Source organism: Streptomyces sp. NPDC001606 (assembly GCF_053596835.1).
Genome location: NZ_JBSFHC010000016.1, coordinates 12,810 through 30,102 on the forward strand (window position 1 = coordinate 12,810; position 17,293 = coordinate 30,102).

The 17,293-nt window shown below is 71.3% G+C and carries 14 protein-coding genes; 6 read left to right on the plus strand and 8 right to left on the minus strand.

Annotated features, from left to right (window positions below; genetic code table 11):
* Positions 1-3: 3 nt before the first annotated feature.
* The 5 genes from ACWCV9_RS26130 to ACWCV9_RS26150 all read right to left on the minus strand — a co-directional run bounded on the left by ACWCV9_RS26130 (position 4) and on the right by ACWCV9_RS26150 (position 4,233).
* Entirely contained in the window at positions 4-762 is a 759-nt protein-coding gene (locus ACWCV9_RS26130) for an amino acid ABC transporter ATP-binding protein (RefSeq protein ID WP_450790053.1), read from the minus strand.
* Entirely contained in the window at positions 759-1,670 is a 912-nt protein-coding gene (locus ACWCV9_RS26135; RefSeq protein ID WP_450790055.1) for an amino acid ABC transporter permease, read from the minus strand. Before ACWCV9_RS26135 ends, ACWCV9_RS26130 begins: the two co-directional genes overlap by 4 nt.
* Positions 1,667-2,551, minus strand: a complete 885-nt coding sequence (locus ACWCV9_RS26140; protein WP_450790057.1) for an ABC transporter substrate-binding protein — start codon at positions 2,549-2,551, stop codon at positions 1,667-1,669. Before ACWCV9_RS26140 ends, ACWCV9_RS26135 begins: the two co-directional genes overlap by 4 nt.
* Before the next feature lie 294 nt (positions 2,552-2,845).
* Complete coding sequence (locus ACWCV9_RS26145) at positions 2,846-3,502, minus strand: MBL fold metallo-hydrolase (RefSeq protein WP_385843102.1); 657 nt, start codon at positions 3,500-3,502, stop codon at positions 2,846-2,848.
* A 44-nt stretch (positions 3,503-3,546) separates the two neighbouring features.
* Entirely contained in the window at positions 3,547-4,233 is a 687-nt protein-coding gene (locus tag ACWCV9_RS26150; RefSeq protein WP_450790059.1) for a maleylpyruvate isomerase family mycothiol-dependent enzyme, read from the minus strand.
* A 225-nt stretch (positions 4,234-4,458) separates the two neighbouring features.
* Here ACWCV9_RS26150 and uvrA point away from each other — a divergent pair, with 225 nt between their 5' ends.
* Complete coding sequence (uvrA, locus tag ACWCV9_RS26155) at positions 4,459-7,485, plus strand: excinuclease ABC subunit UvrA (protein ID WP_450790061.1); 3,027 nt, start codon at positions 4,459-4,461, stop codon at positions 7,483-7,485.
* Positions 7,486-7,696: 211 nt separating this feature from the next.
* Here uvrA and ACWCV9_RS26160 read toward each other — a convergent pair whose 3' ends face one another.
* Together ACWCV9_RS26160 and ACWCV9_RS26165 are read right to left on the minus strand one after the other, a co-directional pair.
* The gene (locus ACWCV9_RS26160; RefSeq protein ID WP_450790063.1) at positions 7,697-8,608 is read right to left on the minus strand and encodes a carbohydrate kinase family protein; all 912 of its coding nucleotides are present in this window, start codon (positions 8,606-8,608) and stop codon (positions 7,697-7,699) included.
* Positions 8,589-9,692: a LacI family DNA-binding transcriptional regulator gene (locus ACWCV9_RS26165; protein ID WP_450790065.1), complete on the minus strand. Its 1,104-nt coding sequence runs from the start codon at positions 9,690-9,692 to the stop codon at positions 8,589-8,591. Before ACWCV9_RS26165 ends, ACWCV9_RS26160 begins: the two co-directional genes overlap by 20 nt.
* A 256-nt stretch (positions 9,693-9,948) precedes the next feature.
* Between ACWCV9_RS26165 and ACWCV9_RS26170 the strand changes: the two genes are divergently transcribed.
* Entirely contained in the window at positions 9,949-10,374 is a 426-nt protein-coding gene (locus ACWCV9_RS26170) for a Rieske (2Fe-2S) protein (protein WP_450790067.1), read from the plus strand.
* A gap of 78 nt (positions 10,375-10,452) precedes the next feature.
* On the opposite strand, the gene ACWCV9_RS26175 is transcribed toward ACWCV9_RS26170, so the two are convergent.
* A complete protein-coding gene (locus ACWCV9_RS26175; RefSeq protein WP_450790068.1) occupies positions 10,453-11,400 on the minus strand; it encodes a hypothetical protein in 948 nt (315 codons plus the stop codon).
* Positions 11,401-11,769: 369 nt separating this feature from the next.
* Here ACWCV9_RS26175 and uvrC point away from each other — a divergent pair, with 369 nt between their 5' ends.
* Genes uvrC through whiA form a run of 4 tightly spaced genes read left to right on the plus strand, consistent with a single transcriptional unit; the run spans position 11,770 to position 16,986 of the window.
* On the plus strand, positions 11,770-13,857 hold the full coding sequence (uvrC, locus tag ACWCV9_RS26180; RefSeq protein WP_450790070.1) for an excinuclease ABC subunit UvrC: 2,088 nt from the start codon (positions 11,770-11,772) through the stop codon (positions 13,855-13,857).
* On the plus strand, positions 13,854-14,918 hold the full coding sequence (gene rapZ, locus ACWCV9_RS26185) for an RNase adapter RapZ (protein WP_450790072.1): 1,065 nt from the start codon (positions 13,854-13,856) through the stop codon (positions 14,916-14,918). The genes uvrC and rapZ overlap by 4 nt, the downstream gene beginning before the upstream one ends.
* Positions 14,915-16,006 (plus strand): gluconeogenesis factor YvcK family protein, encoded by a 1,092-nt coding sequence (locus ACWCV9_RS26190; protein WP_385843113.1) that lies wholly within the window; start codon positions 14,915-14,917, stop codon positions 16,004-16,006. Before rapZ ends, ACWCV9_RS26190 begins: the two co-directional genes overlap by 4 nt.
* The gene (gene whiA, locus ACWCV9_RS26195; protein ID WP_030605113.1) at positions 15,997-16,986 is read left to right on the plus strand and encodes a DNA-binding protein WhiA; all 990 of its coding nucleotides are present in this window, start codon (positions 15,997-15,999) and stop codon (positions 16,984-16,986) included. The genes ACWCV9_RS26190 and whiA overlap by 10 nt, the downstream gene beginning before the upstream one ends.
* Positions 16,987-17,293 lie beyond the last annotated feature (307 nt).

The window sequence follows — 17,293 nt, forward strand, 5'->3', positions numbered from 1 at the left end:
GCCCTAGAGGCGGCCGGCCTCCACGATCCGCCGCAGGAACCGCCGGGTGCGCTCCTGCTGCGGGTCGCCGAAGATCTGCTCCGCGGTGCCGTGCTCCAGGACGACCCCGCCGTCCAGAAAACAGACCTGGTCGGCGACGTCCCGCGCGAAGCCCATCTCGTGGGTGGCCAGCACCATGGTCATCCCCTGGTCCTTCAGCCCCCGGACCACCTCCAGCACCTCGCCCACCAGCTCGGGGTCGAGCGCCGCGGTGATCTCGTCCAGCAGCAACAGCCGGGGCCGTACGGCAAGGGCCCGCACGATCGCCACACGCTGCTGCTGGCCGCCGCTGAGCCTGTCCGGATAGGCATCGGCCTTCGCGGCCAGCCCGAGGCGCTCCAGCAGCTCCCTGGCCCGCTCCTCGGCCTCGGCCCGGGAGACGCCGTGCACCCGGCGCGGCGCGAGCGTGATGTTCTCCAGCACCGTCATGTGCGGGAAGAGGTTGTACGCCTGGAAGACCACACCGATCCGGCGCCGCACCGCGTCCTGGTCGGCACGCGGATCCGTGATCTCCTCGCCGTCCAGCCAGATCGCGCCGTCGTCGATCTCCTCCAGGAGGTTGGCGCAGCGCAGCAGCGTGGACTTGCCGGAGCCGGAGGCGCCGATCAGCGCGGTCACCGTGTGCGGCGCGACCTCCAGATCGACGTCCCGCAGCACGACCGAGCCGCCGAAGGTCTTCCGGACGGACTCCATGCGCAGGACCGGCGTGTGTGCGTCGCTCATAGCGATCCTCCCTGGGCCCGCTGCCGGTCCATCCGGGCCGTCACCCAGTCGGTGAAACGGGTCATCGGGATGGTCAGCGCCACGAACACCACCCCCGCGACGATGTACGGCGTGTAGTTGAGACTGCGGCCCACGATGATGTCGGCCGCGCGTACGGCGTCCACCGCGCCGCCGATCGACACCAGGCCGGTGTCCTTCTGCAACGACACCAGGTCGTTGAGGAGCGGCGGCACCTGGCGCCGTACCGCCTGCGGCAGCACCACGTAGCGCAGTGCCTGCCGGTTCGTCAGCCCGAGCGAGCGGGCCGCCGCGCGCTGCGAGGGGTGGATCGACTCGATGCCGGCCCGGAACACCTCGGCCACGTACGCCGAGTACGTCAGCGTCAGCGCCGTACCGCCCAGCAGCACCGGATCCACCGTCACGCCCTGCAACCGCAGCGCCGGCACGCCCAGGACCACGATCATCAGGTTGATGATCAGCGGAAGGCCGCGGAAGAAGTCCGTGTAGGCGGCCGCCAGGACCCGCAGCGGGAAGAACACCGGGCCGCGCAGCGTCCGCGCGACGGCGATCACCATGCCGAGGACCAGGACGGCGACTCCGCACACCACCAGCAGTTGGACGTTCAGCCACAGCCCTTCGAGCACCTTCGGGAACGCCTCGCGCGCGTACCGGGCGCTGAAGAACGTCTCCTTGGTGCGCGGCCAGCCGGGCGCGCTGACCACGACCAGATACAGCACGACGGCCGTCACCAGGGTGGACAGCGCCGCGATCGCCGTGGCCCGCCGGGCCCGCGCCCGCTTGTGGCGCTCGCGTTCCAGCCGCCGTGCGGAGGGCACATAGCCGCCGCCGGGCATGTCACTCTTGTCGTCCGCCCCCTCCCGCGCGGACTCGCCCTTGGTGACGGTCACTTGAGCACCGGAGCGTCGACGGCGTCGGAGAGCCACTGCTTCTCGAGCTCCGCCAGGGTGCCGTCCTTACGCAGGGCGTCGACGGCGCCGCTCACGCAGGGGGTCAGCGCGCTGCCCTTGTCCAGCACGAGCCCGAACTGCTCCGGCGTACCGCCCTGGTTCTCGAACTGGCCGACGATCTTCGCGTCCGTCACCTCGGCGGCGGTGATGTAGAAGGCGGTCGGCAGGTCGGTGACGATGGCGTCCACCTGGCCGTTCTTCAGGGCCGACTTGGCCTGGTCGTTCTTGGCGTAGACGGCGGCCTCCTGCTTGGGCTTCACCACGTCGGTGATGTAGTCCAGGCTGGTCGTACCCACCTGAGCGCCCAGTTTCAGGTTCCTCAGGTCGGCGATGCCCGCCGCCTTCGCGGCCTTGCTGCCCTTGAGCGCGATGACGGCCTGCCGCACGTCGTAGTAGCCCGAGGAGAAGTCCACGGCCTTCTTGCGCTCGGCGCTGATCGACACCTGGTTGATGTCGAAGTCGAAGGTCTTCGCACCAGGCGCGAACGCCTTGTTGAACGGCACGCTCTGCCACACGACCGCGCTCTTGTCGTACCCCAGCTGACGGGCCACGGCGTAGGCGACCGCCGACTCGAAGCCCTTGCCGTTTGCGGGCTTGTCGTCCTTGAACCAGGGCTCGTACGCCGGTTCGTCCGTCGCGATGGTCAGCTTCCCGGACGTCTGGGTGGCCAGCTTGCCCTTGGCGCAGCTCTTGGCGGCCGCACCGGACGAGGCGGCCGACGACTTCTCCTCGGGCTGCGGAGCACAGCCGACGGCGGTGGCGAGCAGAGCGATCGTGGCGGCCGCTACCGCGCGGCGCAGGGTGTGAGGAGCAGGGTTCATGGCGGGAGAGTGGCAGCGAACGCCGCGTTTGTCGACGTCACAGCGGTGTTTGTCCGCATGGTGGGAACGAGTGTTGCGGTGATGTGAACGCCGGCCGCGCAGCCCGCCCGCGAAGACCGGCCCGGACCGGGCCGCCGGCCGAGGGCAGGGTCGCGGACCGGCGGCCACAGCCGCGCGGGAGCCGTCATCCCGCGCGGGGCCGCCACCAGTTGACTGCACGACAGAAGCGCGGGGCCAGCGTTCGCACGCCTTCGGCACGTGCGAACGGTTCACACGGGGTGCGTGCCCGGCCCCCTACCACCCGCGCGCGTGCCACTCCGGAAGATGCGGCCTCTCCGCGCCGAGCGTGGTGTCGTTGCCGTGCCCGGGATAGACCCACGTCTCGTCCGGCAGCACATCGAAGATCTTCGTCTCCACGTCGTGGATCAGGCTGGCGAACGCCTGGGGATCCTTGCGCGTGTTGCCGACCCCGCCGGGGAACAGGCAGTCGCCGGTGAAGACATGCGGATGGCCGTGCGGGTCGTCGTAGACCAGCGCGATCGAACCGGGGGTGTGCCCGACGAGGTGGCGTGCGGTGAGTTCCACCCGGCCCACGCGGATGACGTCGCCGTCGTCGACGAGGACGTCCGTGGGCACCGGGATGCCGGGCGCGTCCGCACGGCCTGCATAGGTACGCGCGCCCGTGGCGGCGACGACCTCGGCGAGCGCCTGCCAGTGGTCGCCGTGCTGGTGGGTGGTGACGACGGACGCGATGCCGTCGTCACCGATCATGCCGAGGAGCGTTCCCGCCTCGTTCGCGGCGTCGACCAGCAGCTGCTCGTCGGTGGCCCGGCAGCGCAGCAGATAGGCGTTGTTGTCCATCGGGCCGACCGCGATCTTGGTGATCATCAGGTCTTTCAGCTCGTGCACGTCCGCCGGTCCGCCGACCTTGACCTGTCCGCTGTACGTCATGGCGATCAGCCTATAGCGGGAAGCCCTGCGGGGCCCGTACGGCCTTACAGCGGAGGCAGCTTCGGCAGCGCCCCGCCCTGGACCTTCAGGGCCGCGCCGTCACGGCGTCCGGCGAGCCAGCCCACCAGGTCCGCGGGCGCGCCGCTGACGGTGACCTCCGGCTCTTCCGCCGCCCGGCCGGTGCTCCATGCGCGCGTGCCGTCCGTGATCCGGGTCGCGGGGACGTCCGGGTGCCCGGAGAACCGCCGGGTGAGGAAGTCGGTCTCCCGCTCCAGGAACTCCGCCGGAAGATCCTCGAGGTCGTACCCGGTCCCGAGGTCGACGTGGTGCAGGTCCACCTCGACCCACCGGCGGAACGGCACGCCGGCCGCGGAGTCGGTGACGCCGTTGCGCAGCTCGACCGTGCGCGTCCAGTCCGCCGGCGCGTCCCCCGCCGCCTGGAAGCGGGCCGCGCTCTCGCGCAGGTCGGTGAGCTGCTCCTCCAGGGACCGCCGGGCGTCCCGCTCGATGTCGGCGTCGCGTGCCTCCGCGCTCGCGTACATGGGACGGCCTTCGAGGACGTTCACGAGGGCGTCCGCGTTCCGGGAGACATGGGCGAGGACGTGGCCCCGGGTCCAGCCGGGAAGGCGTGACGGCTCGGCGAGCGCCGCGTTGTCCAGTGCGGCGACCGCGGTGAGGAGCCGCTCGGTCGCTTCCCGTACACAGGCCAGGTCATGCGCGTGATCAGTCATGGGCCTGACCCTAGCCCCGTCACACCTTTGGGTGAAGGTGGTGAAGCACGTCCGCAAATCGAAAGCACGTGCTATATCGTCGAAGGCGGCGTCGGGCATGCTGGAGGGCCGGGGGTTGTTATGCAACCGGGGCAATCCGACCGGCGTTGTCAGTGGCTCCCCCTAGTCTGAAGAAGGACGGGGGCCCCGCCCCTGTCACTTCTCTCAAGAAAGGTGCGGACCGGCGTGGCCGACCGTCTCATCGTCCGTGGCGCGCGCGAGCACAACCTCAAGAATGTCTCGCTCGACCTGCCTCGTGACTCGCTCATCGTCTTCACGGGCCTGTCCGGGTCGGGCAAGTCCTCCCTGGCCTTCGACACGATCTTCGCGGAGGGCCAGCGCCGCTACGTGGAGTCGCTCTCCTCGTACGCCCGGCAGTTCCTCGGCCAGATGGACAAGCCGGACGTCGACTTCATCGAAGGTCTCTCGCCCGCGGTCTCCATCGACCAGAAGTCGACCTCGCGCAACCCGCGCTCGACCGTCGGCACCATCACCGAGGTCTACGACTACCTGCGACTGCTGTTCGCGCGGATCGGCAAGCCGCACTGCCCCGAGTGCGGCCGCCCCATCTCGCGCCAGTCGCCGCAGGCCATCGTGGACAAGGTCCTGGAGCTGCCGGAGGGGAGCCGCTTCCAGGTGCTGTCCCCGCTGGTCCGCGAGCGCAAGGGCGAGTTCGTCGACCTCTTCGCCGACCTCCAGACCAAGGGCTACTCCCGCGCGCGTGTGGACGGCCAGACCATCCAGCTCTCCGAGCCGCCCACGCTGAAGAAGCAGGAGAAGCACACCATCGAGGTGGTCGTCGACCGCCTCACGGTGAAGGACTCCGCCAAGCGCCGCCTCACCGACTCCGTCGAGACGGCCCTCGGGCTCTCCGGCGGCATGGTCGTGCTCGACTTCGTCGACCTCCCCGAGGACGACCCCGAGCGCGAGCGCATGTATTCGGAGCACCTGTACTGCCCGTACGACGACCTGTCCTTCGAGGAGCTGGAGCCGCGCTCCTTCTCCTTCAACTCGCCCTTCGGCGCCTGCCCCGAGTGCACCGGCATCGGCACGCGCATGGAGGTCGACGCCGAGCTGATCGTCCCGGACCCCGACAAGTCCCTGGACGAGGGCGCCATCCACCCCTGGTCGCACGGACACACCAAGGACTACTTCGGCCGTCTCATCGGCGCCCTCGCCGACGCCCTCGGTTTCCGCACGGACATCCCGTTCGCGGGCCTGCCGCAGCGCGCGAAGAAGGCCCTGCTGTACGGCCACAAGACCCAGATCGAGGTGCGGTACCGCAACCGGTACGGCCGCGAGCGTGTGTACACCACGCCCTTCGAGGGTGCGGTGCCCTTCGTCAAGCGCCGGCACAGCGAGGCCGAGAGCGACGCCAGCCGCGAGCGCTTCGAGGGCTACATGCGCGAGGTGCCCTGCCCCACCTGCGAGGGCACGCGCCTGAAGCCGATCGTCCTCGCCGTCACCATCATGGAGAAGTCGATCGCCGAGGTCTCCGCGATGTCGATCAGCGACTGCGCGGACTTCCTGGGCAAGCTGAAGCTGAACGCCCGCGACAAGAAGATCGCCGAGCGGGTGCTGAAGGAGGTCAACGAGCGGCTGCGCTTCCTGGTCGACGTCGGCCTGGACTACCTCTCGCTCAACCGCGCGGCCGGCACCCTCTCCGGCGGCGAGGCGCAGCGCATCCGGCTGGCCACCCAGATCGGCTCGGGCCTCGTCGGCGTGCTGTACGTGCTGGACGAGCCGTCCATCGGTCTGCACCAGCGGGACAACCACCGGCTGATCGAGACCCTGGTCCGGCTGCGCGACATGGGCAACACGCTCATCGTCGTGGAGCACGACGAGGACACCATCAAGGTCGCCGACTGGGTGGTCGACATCGGCCCCGGCGCCGGCGAGCACGGCGGCAAGGTCGTGCACAGCGGCTCCCTGAAGGAGCTGCTCGCCAATACCGAGTCGCAGACCGGCGCCTACCTCTCGGGCCGCAAGTCGATCCCGCTCCCGGACGTGCGCCGGCCCCGTGACCCGTCCCGGCAGCTCACCGTGCACGGCGCCCGCGAGAACAACCTGCGGGACATCGACGTGTCCTTCCCGCTGGGCGTCTTCACGGCCGTCACCGGCGTCTCCGGCTCCGGCAAGTCGACGCTGGTCAACGACATCCTCTACACGCACCTGGCCCGCGAGCTGAACGGCGCCCGGGCCGTCCCCGGCCGGCACACGCGCGTGGCGGGCGACGACCTGGTCGACAAGGTCGTGCACGTGGACCAGTCGCCGATCGGCCGCACCCCGCGGTCCAACCCGGCGACGTACACCGGCGTCTTCGATCACATCCGCAAGCTGTTCGCCGAGACCACCGAGGCGAAGGTCCGCGGCTACCTGCCCGGCCGCTTCTCCTTCAACGTCAAGGGCGGCCGCTGCGAGAACTGCGCGGGCGACGGCACCATCAAGATCGAGATGAACTTCCTCCCGGACGTGTACGTCCCGTGCGAGGTCTGCCACGGCGCCCGGTACAACCGGGAGACCCTGGAGGTCCACTACAAGGGGAAGTCCATCGCCGAGGTGCTGAACATGCCGATCGAGGAGGCCATGCACTTCTTCGAGGCGGTCCCGGCGATCTCGCGTCACCTGAAGACGCTCCATGACGTCGGCCTCGGCTATGTCCGCCTCGGCCAGTCGGCCACCACCCTCTCCGGCGGTGAGGCCCAGCGGGTCAAGCTCGCCAGCGAGCTCCAGAAGCGGTCCACCGGACGCACGGTCTACGTGCTGGACGAGCCGACCACCGGTCTGCACTTCGAGGACATCAGCAAGCTGCTGACCGTCCTGGGCGGCCTGGTCGACAAGGGCAACACGGTCATCGTCATCGAGCACAACCTCGACGTGATCAAGACCGCCGACTGGATCGTGGACATGGGCCCGGAGGGCGGCGCCGGCGGTGGCCTCGTGGTCGCCGAAGGCACCCCCGAGGACGTCGCCGGGGTGCCGGCCAGCCACACCGGCAAGTTCCTGCGCGAGATCCTCGGCGCCGACCGCATCAGCGACGCCGAGCCGGTGCAGGCGCCCCGCGCCACCGCTGCCCGCAAGACGGCCGCGGCCAGGTCGACGGCGAAGAAGACGGTGACGGCCAAGGCCAACGACACGGCCACCAAGAAGGCCGCCACCGCCACGAAGAAGGCCACGCCCGCGAAGAAGACGACGCGGGCCCGGAAGGCCTGAGTGCCCACACCGGACAAGGCCTGACATCTCTTCAAAAACCGGCGCCTCGCGGGAACTTCCCGCGGGGCGCCGTTCGTTCCACCATCAGCCACCCAGGCCCTGCGGCTCGACCGGTCCCCGCAGCCCGGGCCTGGCCGCACCTTGACAAGAGCACAGGGAAACGGATGGAGGAAAAAGGCTCCAGAGAAGGATCACCAGGGAAGCGGCCGGCTCACAGCGCACCCAGCTCGGCCGTGTACGGCGGCTCCGCCCCCGCCCGTGAGCAGGTGATCGCCGCCGCGCGTGCCGCGAAGCGCAACAGCCGCGTCCAGCCCTGAGTCCCCAGGGCGGCGAGCGCTTCCTCCGACAGCGCGTCCAGGGCGGACAGCCCGTGCAACAGCGCCGCGTTCACCGTGTCACCGGCGCCGATGGTGTCCACGACATCGACCTCTTCACCCGGCACGGAGCACTCCCCGCCGTCCCGGGTGAACACGGTCAGGCCGTCACCGCCCCGGGTGACCACCACCGCCGACGGTCCCGCGGCCAGCCACTCGTCCGGCGTGCCACCCAGCCACGCGGCATCCTCCGCGGACAGCTTCAGCAGCGTCACCGAGGGCAGCCAGCTCTTGAAACGCGCCCGGTAGGCGTCCGCGTCCGGGATCAGTCCCGCCCGGACGTTGGGGTCGAGCGCGGTGAACAGCCCCTGGGCGGACGCCGTGCGCATCAGCTCCTCATAGGCGCTCGCCCCCGGCTCCAGGACCAGCGAGCAGGTGCCGAAGGACACCGCGCGTGTTCCCGCCGGGAGCTCGGCGGGCGCCGTGAACAGACGGTCGGCGGTGCCGTCCACATAGAAGGAGTAGGCGGCCGAACCGGTCCCGTCGACGGTGGCCACCGCGAGGGTCGTCGGCTCCGGCCCACGCTGTACGCCCGACACCTCGACCCCGGCCCGCCGCAGCCCGTCGAGCAGGGCCTCACCGAAGGCATCGGTCGACGTGCGGGAGCAGAAGGCGGTGCGCGAGCCGAGACGCCCGAGGGCCACGGCGGTGTTGTACGGGCCGCCGCCGGGCGTCGGCTTCAGCGCCGCGAGAGCCCCGGGGCCCTGCGGTACCAGGTCGATCAGTGCCTCACCGGCGACGACGATCACGGGCGGTTCCCTTCTCGTACTGCGTGGATGTTGGGGTGCGCTCGGACTCCTCGGGCGCGCCCGGCTCCTCCGGGCACCCGCAGGAGGTGCGGTGGACGAACGCGCACGGCAGGCGCAGCGTCCGGGCCGGCCGGTGCGGCTCGGCCAGGCGGTCCAGGAGCACCCGGACCGCCTGGGCGCCCAGTTCCCTGCTGGGCTGGGCGATGGCGGTGAGCCGGGGCGAGAAGAGATCGGCCCAGGCGAAGTCGTCGAAGCAGCACAGCGCGATGTCGTCCGGCACCGACCGGCCGAGCCGGCGCAGGGCCCGCAGGGCACCGATGGTCATCGCGTTGTTGGCGGTGACCAGCGCCGTGGGCGGATCCGGCAGGGCGAGCAGGGCGGCGGTGGCCTGCTCGGCACCGGCCGACTCGGAGTTGCCGGACACCAGGAGGCCGTCGTCGTGGGCCAGACCGGCGGCTGTCAGTCCGTCCCGGTAGCCGGCGATGCGCTCGCTGGTCGTGCTGAGCCCGGGCAGCCCCGCGACCAGGCCGATCCGTCGGTGGCCCAGCCCGGCGAGGTGGGTGACGAGCCGGGCCGTCGGTTCGGCACTCTCGGCGCAGACCTGGTCGAAGCGCACCGCGCCGTCCAGCGCGAGCGGGTCGATCAACCGGTCCAGGATCACCGTCGGTACGGCGTGGCGGTGCAGGTAGGCCACCAGGTCGTGCGGGTGCGCGGAGGGGGCCACGATCATGCCGTCCACCCGGCGCTCGTGGAGGAGCTGGACGACCGTGCGTTCATGCCCGGGGTCGTCGTGCGGATCGGCGATGAGCAGGCTGTAGCCGGCTTCCAGCGCGGCGGCCTCGACACCCTGGAGGATCTCCGTGAAGTACGGGTTGCTGATCGCGGACACCGCGAGACCGATGGAGCGGGTCCGTGACGTCACCAGGGAGCGGGCCAGGGTGTTGGGGGTGTAGCCGAGGGCGTCGACCGCGTCCAGCACGGCCTGGCGGGTGTGGGGCAGGACCGGACGGGTCCCGTTGAGGACATGGGACACCGTCGCGACGGAGACCCCGGCGCTGCGGGCGACGTCCGCCATGGTGGGCATCGCGTCCCCCTCCCGAGCCGAGCCCCTTCCGCGCCGAGCCGCCGCGGCCTTCCGGCCGGGAAGTTATCCCATCGGCCACCCGTACGTAAACGCTTACGCAAGCGTTTACGTCCTCTGCCCACCCCCACCCAGCCCTGACCTCACCCCCCTCCCGCCCAGCCGTCCCACCCTCCCGCCGGGTGAGGCCCCGCCCCGGGTCCGGCCGTTCTGCCCGGGTATCGTCGCCCTGCACCGCCCCTTGACCAGTGGAGTCCAGATGCCCGCCCGCCCGTCCGCGAGTCGTCGTACCGTCCTTCGAGGGGCCGCCGTGGCGCCGGTCGCCGGGCTCGGCCTGGCCGCGTGCGCGGCGCCGGGAGAGGGGGGCGCGGCCGCCGCGCCGACCGCGCCGGTCGATCTCGGCGCCGAGAGCGAGGTCGCCAAGGGCGGCGCCAAGCTCTACCGCGACCACAACGTGGTCGTCAGCCGTGACCGGGACGGCACGCTGAAGGCGTACAGCACGATCTGCACGCACGCGGGCTGCCCGATCAACAAGCTGGAGGGGACGACCCTGATCTGCCCCTGCCACGGCAGCCAGTTCGACGCCGTGACGGGCAAGGTGGTCCAGTCTCCGGCCACCGCGCCGCTGACGGAGCTGTCGGTGAAGGACGCGAACGGCAGGATCGTCGCGGGCCCGGCCGCCTGACGGGAGGCTCCGGGGCGACTGTCCCGGTGCGGGCCCGCGGGCGGGCGCTCGCCGGTGGGTTACGTCAGTCCCGTCACGTCAGTCCCACTCCCACGCCATGCCGATGAGACCGGGCCGGATCCGCGGCTCGACGACATGGACGCAGTGGTGCGGTCCGGTGACGGACAGGTCCCGGCGGCTGCCGCGCGGGGCCGCGGGGGAGTGCTGGGTGAAGCGGTGGCAGCGCACGGGCAGGGCGGTGGGGTCGAACCGCACCTGGAGGGCGTACTGGCCGCCGGGGGAGTGAAAGCGGTGCAGGTACTCGCGGGAGGGCCCGGCCGTGCCGTCCTCGAAGCCGTACCGGAAGAGGAAGGTGTCGCCGGAGCGCAGCCGGGTGCCGAAGAGCAGCTCGGCCGACAGCACCCCGGTGTCCTGGTCCCAGCGGACCCGGCCCGTGCGGCAGTTCTCCAGGGCCCGCACCCTGATGTCGCGCGGGCTGCAACCGGGGTCGCCGCGGTGCACGGCCACGAAGCGGTCGACGCCGTCGCGGTGGGCCCGCACGATGTGGTGGGACTCGCGGACCGCCAGCTCGCGCCGGGCGCCGATGCGGACGCACTCGTGGTGGCCCAGGGTGTGCAGCCCGCCGTCGAGGGACCAGCCCAGTTCGGCGCGGAGCCGGTCGGAGGCGTCCGATGCCGCGAGCAGGGAGCGGTAGGAGCGGCCCGCCGGGCGGCCGGTCCCCTGGTGTTCGCCGGTCTCGGCGAGCAGCCGGATCAGCGACTCGTCCGGCAGCCGGAGGATCTCCTCCAGCGCCCGTACGGCGCGCAGGGACTCCGGGCGCTGCGGGCGGCGGGCGCCCTGCTGCCAGTAACTCAGGCTGGTGACGCCGACTTTGACCCCGTGGCGCGACAGATGGTGCTGGACGCGCTGGAGGGGCAGGCCGCGTGCGGCGATCGCGGCGCGCAGCGCCACATGGAAGGGGCCGCCCCGCAGGACCACGTCCAGTTCCGCGGTGGGGACGTCCGCGTGCTCTGTGACATGCAGCATGCCGAGGCGCCTTTCTGTGTGGTGTCACTACGGCTGGTCAGGCCGCTGCGCGGATGTGCGGGGCCACCCCCCGTGGGCGTCGTCGACGCCGTGGCTGCGCATGCCGCTGCCCTGAGGCGGGCGTACGCGGCCCCGAGTTCCCCCGCATTGAAGCGTGTTGACCAGACCCCGACAACACCTCGGACTCGGCCGCCGTCCGTTCCTGGCCGGACCTCGTCCCTCCGGAGCGGGGGAAGCGTGCGAAAGCGGGCACAGCACGACCGGAAACCCGCCCCGGGCGCGGGGTCCGGGAAGGCCGGCGGCGCGCGCGGCGCGGGCGTTGCCCACAGGCCCGACGCGGTGTCGGTGCTCGCCAGTAGGGTGTGAGACATGGCCGACCCCTCCAGCTACCGCCCCAGGCCGGGAGACATCCCGGACTCTCCCGGGGTGTACCGGTTCCGTGACGAGCACCGCCGGGTGATCTACGTCGGAAAGGCGAAGAGCCTGCGCCAGCGCCTGGCGAACTACTTCCAGGACCTGGCGAACCTGCACCCCCGGACCCGGACGATGGTGACCACCGCCGCGTCCGTGGAGTGGACCGTGGTGTCCACGGAGGTCGAGGCGCTCCAGCTGGAGTACTCCTGGATCAAGGAGTACGACCCCCGGTTCAACGTCAAGTACCGGGACGACAAGAGCTACCCGTACCTCGCGGTGACGATGAACGAGGAGTTCCCGCGGGTCCAGGTGATGCGCGGTCACAAGAAGAAGGGCGTGCGCTACTTCGGGCCGTACGGGCACGCGTGGGCCATCCGGGACACCGTCGACCTGATGCTGCGGGTCTTCCCGGTGCGCACCTGCTCGGCCGGCGTCTTCAAGAACGCCGCCCGCACCGGCCGGCCCTGTCTGCTCGGGTACATCGGCAAGTGCTCCGCCCCCTGCGTCGGCCGGATCACCGCCGAGGACCACCAGGACCTGGCCGAGGAATTCTGCGACTTCATGGCGGGGCGCACCGGCACCTACCTCCGCCGTCTGGAGAAGCAGATGATGGAGGCGGCCGAGGAGATGGAGTACGAGCGGGCCGCCCGCCTGCGCGACGACATCGAGGCCCTGAGAAAGGCCATGGAGAAGAACGCGGTCGTGCTCGCCGACGCGACCGACGCCGATCTCATCGCCGTCGCCGAGGACGAGCTGGAGGCGGCCGTGCAGATCTTCCATGTGCGTGGCGGCCGGGTGCGCGGACAGCGCGGCTGGGTGACCGACAAGGTCGAGGAGGTCACCACCGGGGCCCTGGTCGAGCATGCGCTCCAGCAGCTGTACGGCGAGGAGACGGGGGACGCCGTCCCCAAGGAGGTGCTCGTCCCGGCCCTGCCCGAGCCGGTCGAGCCGGTCCAGGAGTGGCTGGCCGGCCGCCGCGGGGCGGGCGTGTCGCTGCGCATCCCGCAGCGCGGCGACAAGAAGGCGCTCATGGAGACCGTGCAGCGCAACGCCCAGCAGGCGCTCGTCCTGCACAAGACGAAGCGCGCCTCCGACCTCACCACGCGCTCGCGTGCGCTGGAGGAGATCGCCGAGGCCCTCGACCTGGACAGCGCCCCGCTGCGCATCGAGTGCTACGACATCTCGCATCTCCAGGGTGACGACGTGGTCGCCTCGATGGTGGTCTTCGAGGACGGCCTCCAGCGCAAGAGCGAGTACCGCCGCTTCCAGATCAGGGGCTTCGCCGGGCAGGACGACGTGCGCTCCATGCACGAGGTGATCACCCGCCGCTTCAAGCGGTACCTCGCGGAGAAGGAGCGGACGGGGGAGTGGACCGACGGGGAGGAGAGCGCCTCGGACGGCGGAAGCGCGCTGCCCGACGGCGAGCCGATCACCACCTCCCTGAAGGACGACGACGGCCGGCCCAGGAAGTTCGCCTACCCGCCCCAGCTGGTCGTGGTCGACGGCGGGCAGCCGCAGGTCGCGGCGGCCCGGCGGGCCCTGGACGAGCTGGGCATCGACGACATCGCCGTGTGCGGTCTGGCCAAGCGCCTGGAGGAGGTCTGGCTGCCCGGCGATGACGACCCGGTGGTCCTGCCCCGTACCAGCGAGGGCCTCTATCTGCTCCAGCGCGTCCGGGACGAGGCCCACCGGTTCGCGATCACCTACCAGCGCGCCAAGCGGGCCAAGCGCTTCCGCTCCGGGGTGCTGGACGACGTCCCCGGCCTCGGCGACACCCGCAAACAGGCGTTGATCAAGCATTTCGGCTCGGTGAAGAAGCTTCGGTCCGCCACAATCGAGCAGATCCAGGAAGTGCCCGGCATAGGCCGGAAGACGGCCGAGACCATCGCCGCGGCCCTCGCCCAGGCGGCCCCGGCCGCACCCGCCGTGAACACGGCGACCGGAGAGATCATTGAAGACGAGGAACCCGATACGACGGCGGGTTCCTCGGGGGAGCCCGTCACCGCGGGCCCCCCGGACGAACGACGGGGGCAGGAGACATGAGCGAGCACGAGGCACAGCCCACAGCGGGGCGAGATCAGACGCACAGCGCCCCGGGCGACGCAGCCGTCCGGCGCGACACGGACCAGGACAGAGTCCTGGACGCGGGCCAGGACACCGGGCAGGTCACCGGCCAGGACGCGGGTCAGGACAACGGAGCACAGGTGAGTACGGGCAGCGAGGCAGCCGGGACCGCGGACGCGGCCATTCCCGAGCTGGTGATCATCTCCGGCATGTCCGGGGCGGGGCGGTCGACGGCCGCGAAGTGTCTGGAGGACCTCGGCTGGTTCGTCGTGGACAACCTCCCGCCCGCCCTGATCCCCACCATGGTGGAGCTGGGTGCCCGCTCCCAGGGCAACGTGGCGCGGATCGCGGTCGTCGTGGACGTGCGCGGCAGACGCTTCTTCGACAACCTGCGCGAGTCCCTCGCCGACCTCGACACCCGGGGCGTCACCCGGCGGATCGTCTTCCTGGAGTCCTCCGACGACGCCCTGGTGCGCCGGTTCGAGTCGGTGCGCCGGCCGCACCCGCTCCAGGGCGACGGCCGCATCGTGGACGGCATCGCCGCCGAGCGCGAGCTGCTGCGCGAGCTGCGCGGCGACGCCGACCTGGTGATCGACACCTCCAGCCTCAACGTGCACGAGCTGCGCGCCAAGATGGACGCCCAGTTCGCCGGCGAGGAGGAGCCCGAGCTGCGGGCCACCGTGATGTCCTTCGGCTTCAAGTACGGCCTGCCGGTCGACGCCGACCTGGTCGCGGACATGCGGTTCCTGCCCAACCCGCACTGGGTCCCGGAGCTGCGCCCGTACACCGGCGTCAACGAGGAGGTCGCCGCGTACGTCTTCAACCAGCCCGGCGCCAAGGAGTTCCTCGACCGGTACGCGGAACTGCTGCGGCTGATCGCGGCCGGCTACCGGCGGGAGGGCAAGCGCTATGTGACCATCGCCATCGGCTGTACCGGCGGCAAGCACCGCTCGGTCGCGATGTCGGAGAAGCTCGCCGCACGGCTCGCGGCCGAGGGCGTGGAGACGGTGGTCGTGCACCGGGACATGGGACGGGAATGACGGAACGTACACCGCGGCTGAGCAGGCTGCGCCGGATGGTGCCGGAAGCGCGCGCCGGCCGTCCCGCCGAGAGCCGCTCCGGCCGCCCTGCCGAGTCCCGCGGCGGGCGGCCGCGCCGCCGGGGCACACAGCCCAAGGTGGTCGCACTCGGTGGCGGCATGGGCCTGTCCGCCTCGCTCGCCGCGCTGCGCCGGATCACCGGCGATCTGACCGCCGTGGTCACGGTGGCCGACGACGGCGGCTCCAGCGGCCGGCTGCGCGACGAGCTGGGCGTGCTGCCGCCCGGGGACCTGCGCAAGGCGCTGGCCGCGCTGTGCGGGGACGACGAGTGGGGACAGACCTGGGCCCGCGTCATCCAGCACCGCTTCCAGTCCCAGGGCGACCTGCACGAGCACGCGGTCGGCAATCTGCTGATCGTGGCCCTGTGGGAGCAGCTCGGCGACCATGTCCAGGCCCTGGACCTGGTCGGCAAGCTGCTGGGCGCGCACGGGCGGGTGCTGCCGATGTCCGCCGTACCGCTGGAGCTCCAGGCCCTGGTCAAGGGGCATGACCCGGCGCGCCCGGAGGACGTGGACACCGTGCGCGGGCAGGCGACGGTCGCGCTCACCCCCGGCGAGGTGCAGTCGGTGCACCTCGTACCGCACGACCCGCCCGCGGTGCCGGAGGCCGTCGCGGCGGTGCTGGACGCGGACTGGGTGGTGCTGGGCCCCGGCTCGTGGTTCTCCTCGGTGATCCCGCATCTGCTCGTCCCCGACCTGCTGGACGCGCTCACCGAGACCAAGGCGCGCAAGGTCCTGTCCCTGAACCTCGCCCCGCAGCCGGGAGAAACCGAGGGCTTCTCACCGCAGCGTCATTTGGAGGTTTTGGGGCGACACGCCCCTAAACTCGCCCTGGACGTGGTGCTGGCCGACGAGGCCGCGGTGCCCGACCGCGACTCGCTCACCGAGGCCGCCAAGCGGCTGGGAGCCGCGGTCGAGCTGGCGCCGGTGGCCCGGACCGACGGATCGCCCCGGCACGACCCGGAGCTGTTGGCCGCCGCGTACGACCGTATTTTTCGGATGCATGGAAGGATCGGCCCATGGCGATGACGGCAGCGGTGAAGGACGAGATCTCCCGGCTCCCCGTCACCCGGACCTGCTGCAGGAAGGCGGAGGTCTCCGCCATTCTGCGGTTCGCCGGCGGCCTCCACCTGGTGAGCGGGCGCATCGTGATCGAGGCGGAGCTGGACACCGCGATGGCGGCCCGCCGTCTCAAGCGGGACATCCTGGAGATCTTCGGCCACAGCTCCGAGCTGATCGTGATGGCGCCCGGCGGACTGCGCCGCGGCTCGCGCTATGTCGTGCGGGTGGTCGCGGGCGGTGACCAGCTGGCCCGCCAGACCGGTCTGGTCGACGGCCGGGGCCGCCCGATCCGCGGTCTGCCGCCGCAGGTGGTCTCCGGGGCCACCTGTGACGCGGAGGCGGCCTGGCGCGGTGCCTTCCTGGCGCACGGCTCGCTGACCGAGCCCGGCCGCTCCTCCTCCCTGGAGGTGACCTGCCCCGGCCCGGAGGCCGCGCTCGCACTGGTCGGTGCCGCGCGCAGACTGTCCATCGCCGCCAAGGCGCGCGAGGTGCGCGGGGTGGACCGGGTGGTCGTCCGGGACGGGGACGCGATCGGCGCGCTGCTGACCCGGCTCGGCGCGCACGAGTCGGTGCTGGCGTGGGAGGAGCGCCGGATGCGCCGCGAGGTGCGGGCGACGGCGAACCGGCTCGCCAACTTCGACGATGCCAACCTGCGCCGCTCGGCACGCGCCGCCGTGGCCGCCGGGGCCCGGGTGCAGCGCGCCCTGGAGATCCTGGGCGACGAGGTCCCCGAGCACCTCGCCGCGGCCGGCCGGCTCCGGATGGAGCACAAGCAGGCCTCGCTGGAGGAGCTGGGCGCGCTCGCCGACCCGCCGCTGACCAAGGACGCGGTCGCCGGCCGTATCCGCCGGCTGCTGGCCATGGCCGACAAGCGCGCCGCCGATCTGGGCATTCCGGGCACGGAAGCCAATCTCACCGAGGAGCTGGCGGAGAATCTGGCCGGCTGACGGCCTCTCCGACACGAAAAACGCGAAAAAACATCGGTGCCGAGATCCGTCATGGATCTCGGCACCGGCGTTTTTCACACCTTTCGGCAGCCGAATTTGGCAGGTGAGCGGAACCCCCTCTCAAGGGTGCAGGAATGGGGTACTCATCAAGTGAGCCAACCGGCTCACGAACGAGTGAAAAAGGCGTCAAGAGTGCCCCGCATTCCGTACCAAAAACGGGTGAATCCATTGCCGATCCGAGACGGTCCGTACCTCTACTGACGGGTACGGAACGCCTGCCCGTGTATGGGCCATCTCGATGTCACCT

Bases quoted from the DNA above. Each gene is read 5' to 3' on its own strand.
- ACWCV9_RS26165 (WP_450790065.1), bottom strand. From the start codon at position 9,692: ATGCCCACCATGGCGGACGTCGCCCGCAGCGCCGGGGTCTCCGTCGCG.
- ACWCV9_RS26190 (WP_385843113.1), top strand. From the start codon at position 14,915: ATGACGGAACGTACACCGCGGCTGAGCAGGCTGCGCCGGATGGTGCCG.
- ACWCV9_RS26170 (WP_450790067.1), top strand. From the start codon at position 9,949: ATGCCCGCCCGCCCGTCCGCGAGTCGTCGTACCGTCCTTCGAGGGGCC.
- uvrC (WP_450790070.1), top strand. From the start codon at position 11,770: ATGGCCGACCCCTCCAGCTACCGCCCCAGGCCGGGAGACATCCCGGAC.
- ACWCV9_RS26145 (WP_385843102.1), bottom strand. From the start codon at position 3,502: ATGACGTACAGCGGACAGGTCAAGGTCGGCGGACCGGCGGACGTGCAC.
- rapZ (WP_450790072.1), top strand. From the start codon at position 13,854: ATGAGCGAGCACGAGGCACAGCCCACAGCGGGGCGAGATCAGACGCAC.
- ACWCV9_RS26150 (WP_450790059.1), bottom strand. From the start codon at position 4,233: ATGACTGATCACGCGCATGACCTGGCCTGTGTACGGGAAGCGACCGAG.
- ACWCV9_RS26175 (WP_450790068.1), bottom strand. From the start codon at position 11,400: ATGCTGCATGTCACAGAGCACGCGGACGTCCCCACCGCGGAACTGGAC.
- whiA (WP_030605113.1), top strand. From the start codon at position 15,997: ATGGCGATGACGGCAGCGGTGAAGGACGAGATCTCCCGGCTCCCCGTC.
- ACWCV9_RS26130 (WP_450790053.1), bottom strand. From the start codon at position 762: ATGAGCGACGCACACACGCCGGTCCTGCGCATGGAGTCCGTCCGGAAG.
- ACWCV9_RS26140 (WP_450790057.1), bottom strand. From the start codon at position 2,551: ATGAACCCTGCTCCTCACACCCTGCGCCGCGCGGTAGCGGCCGCCACG.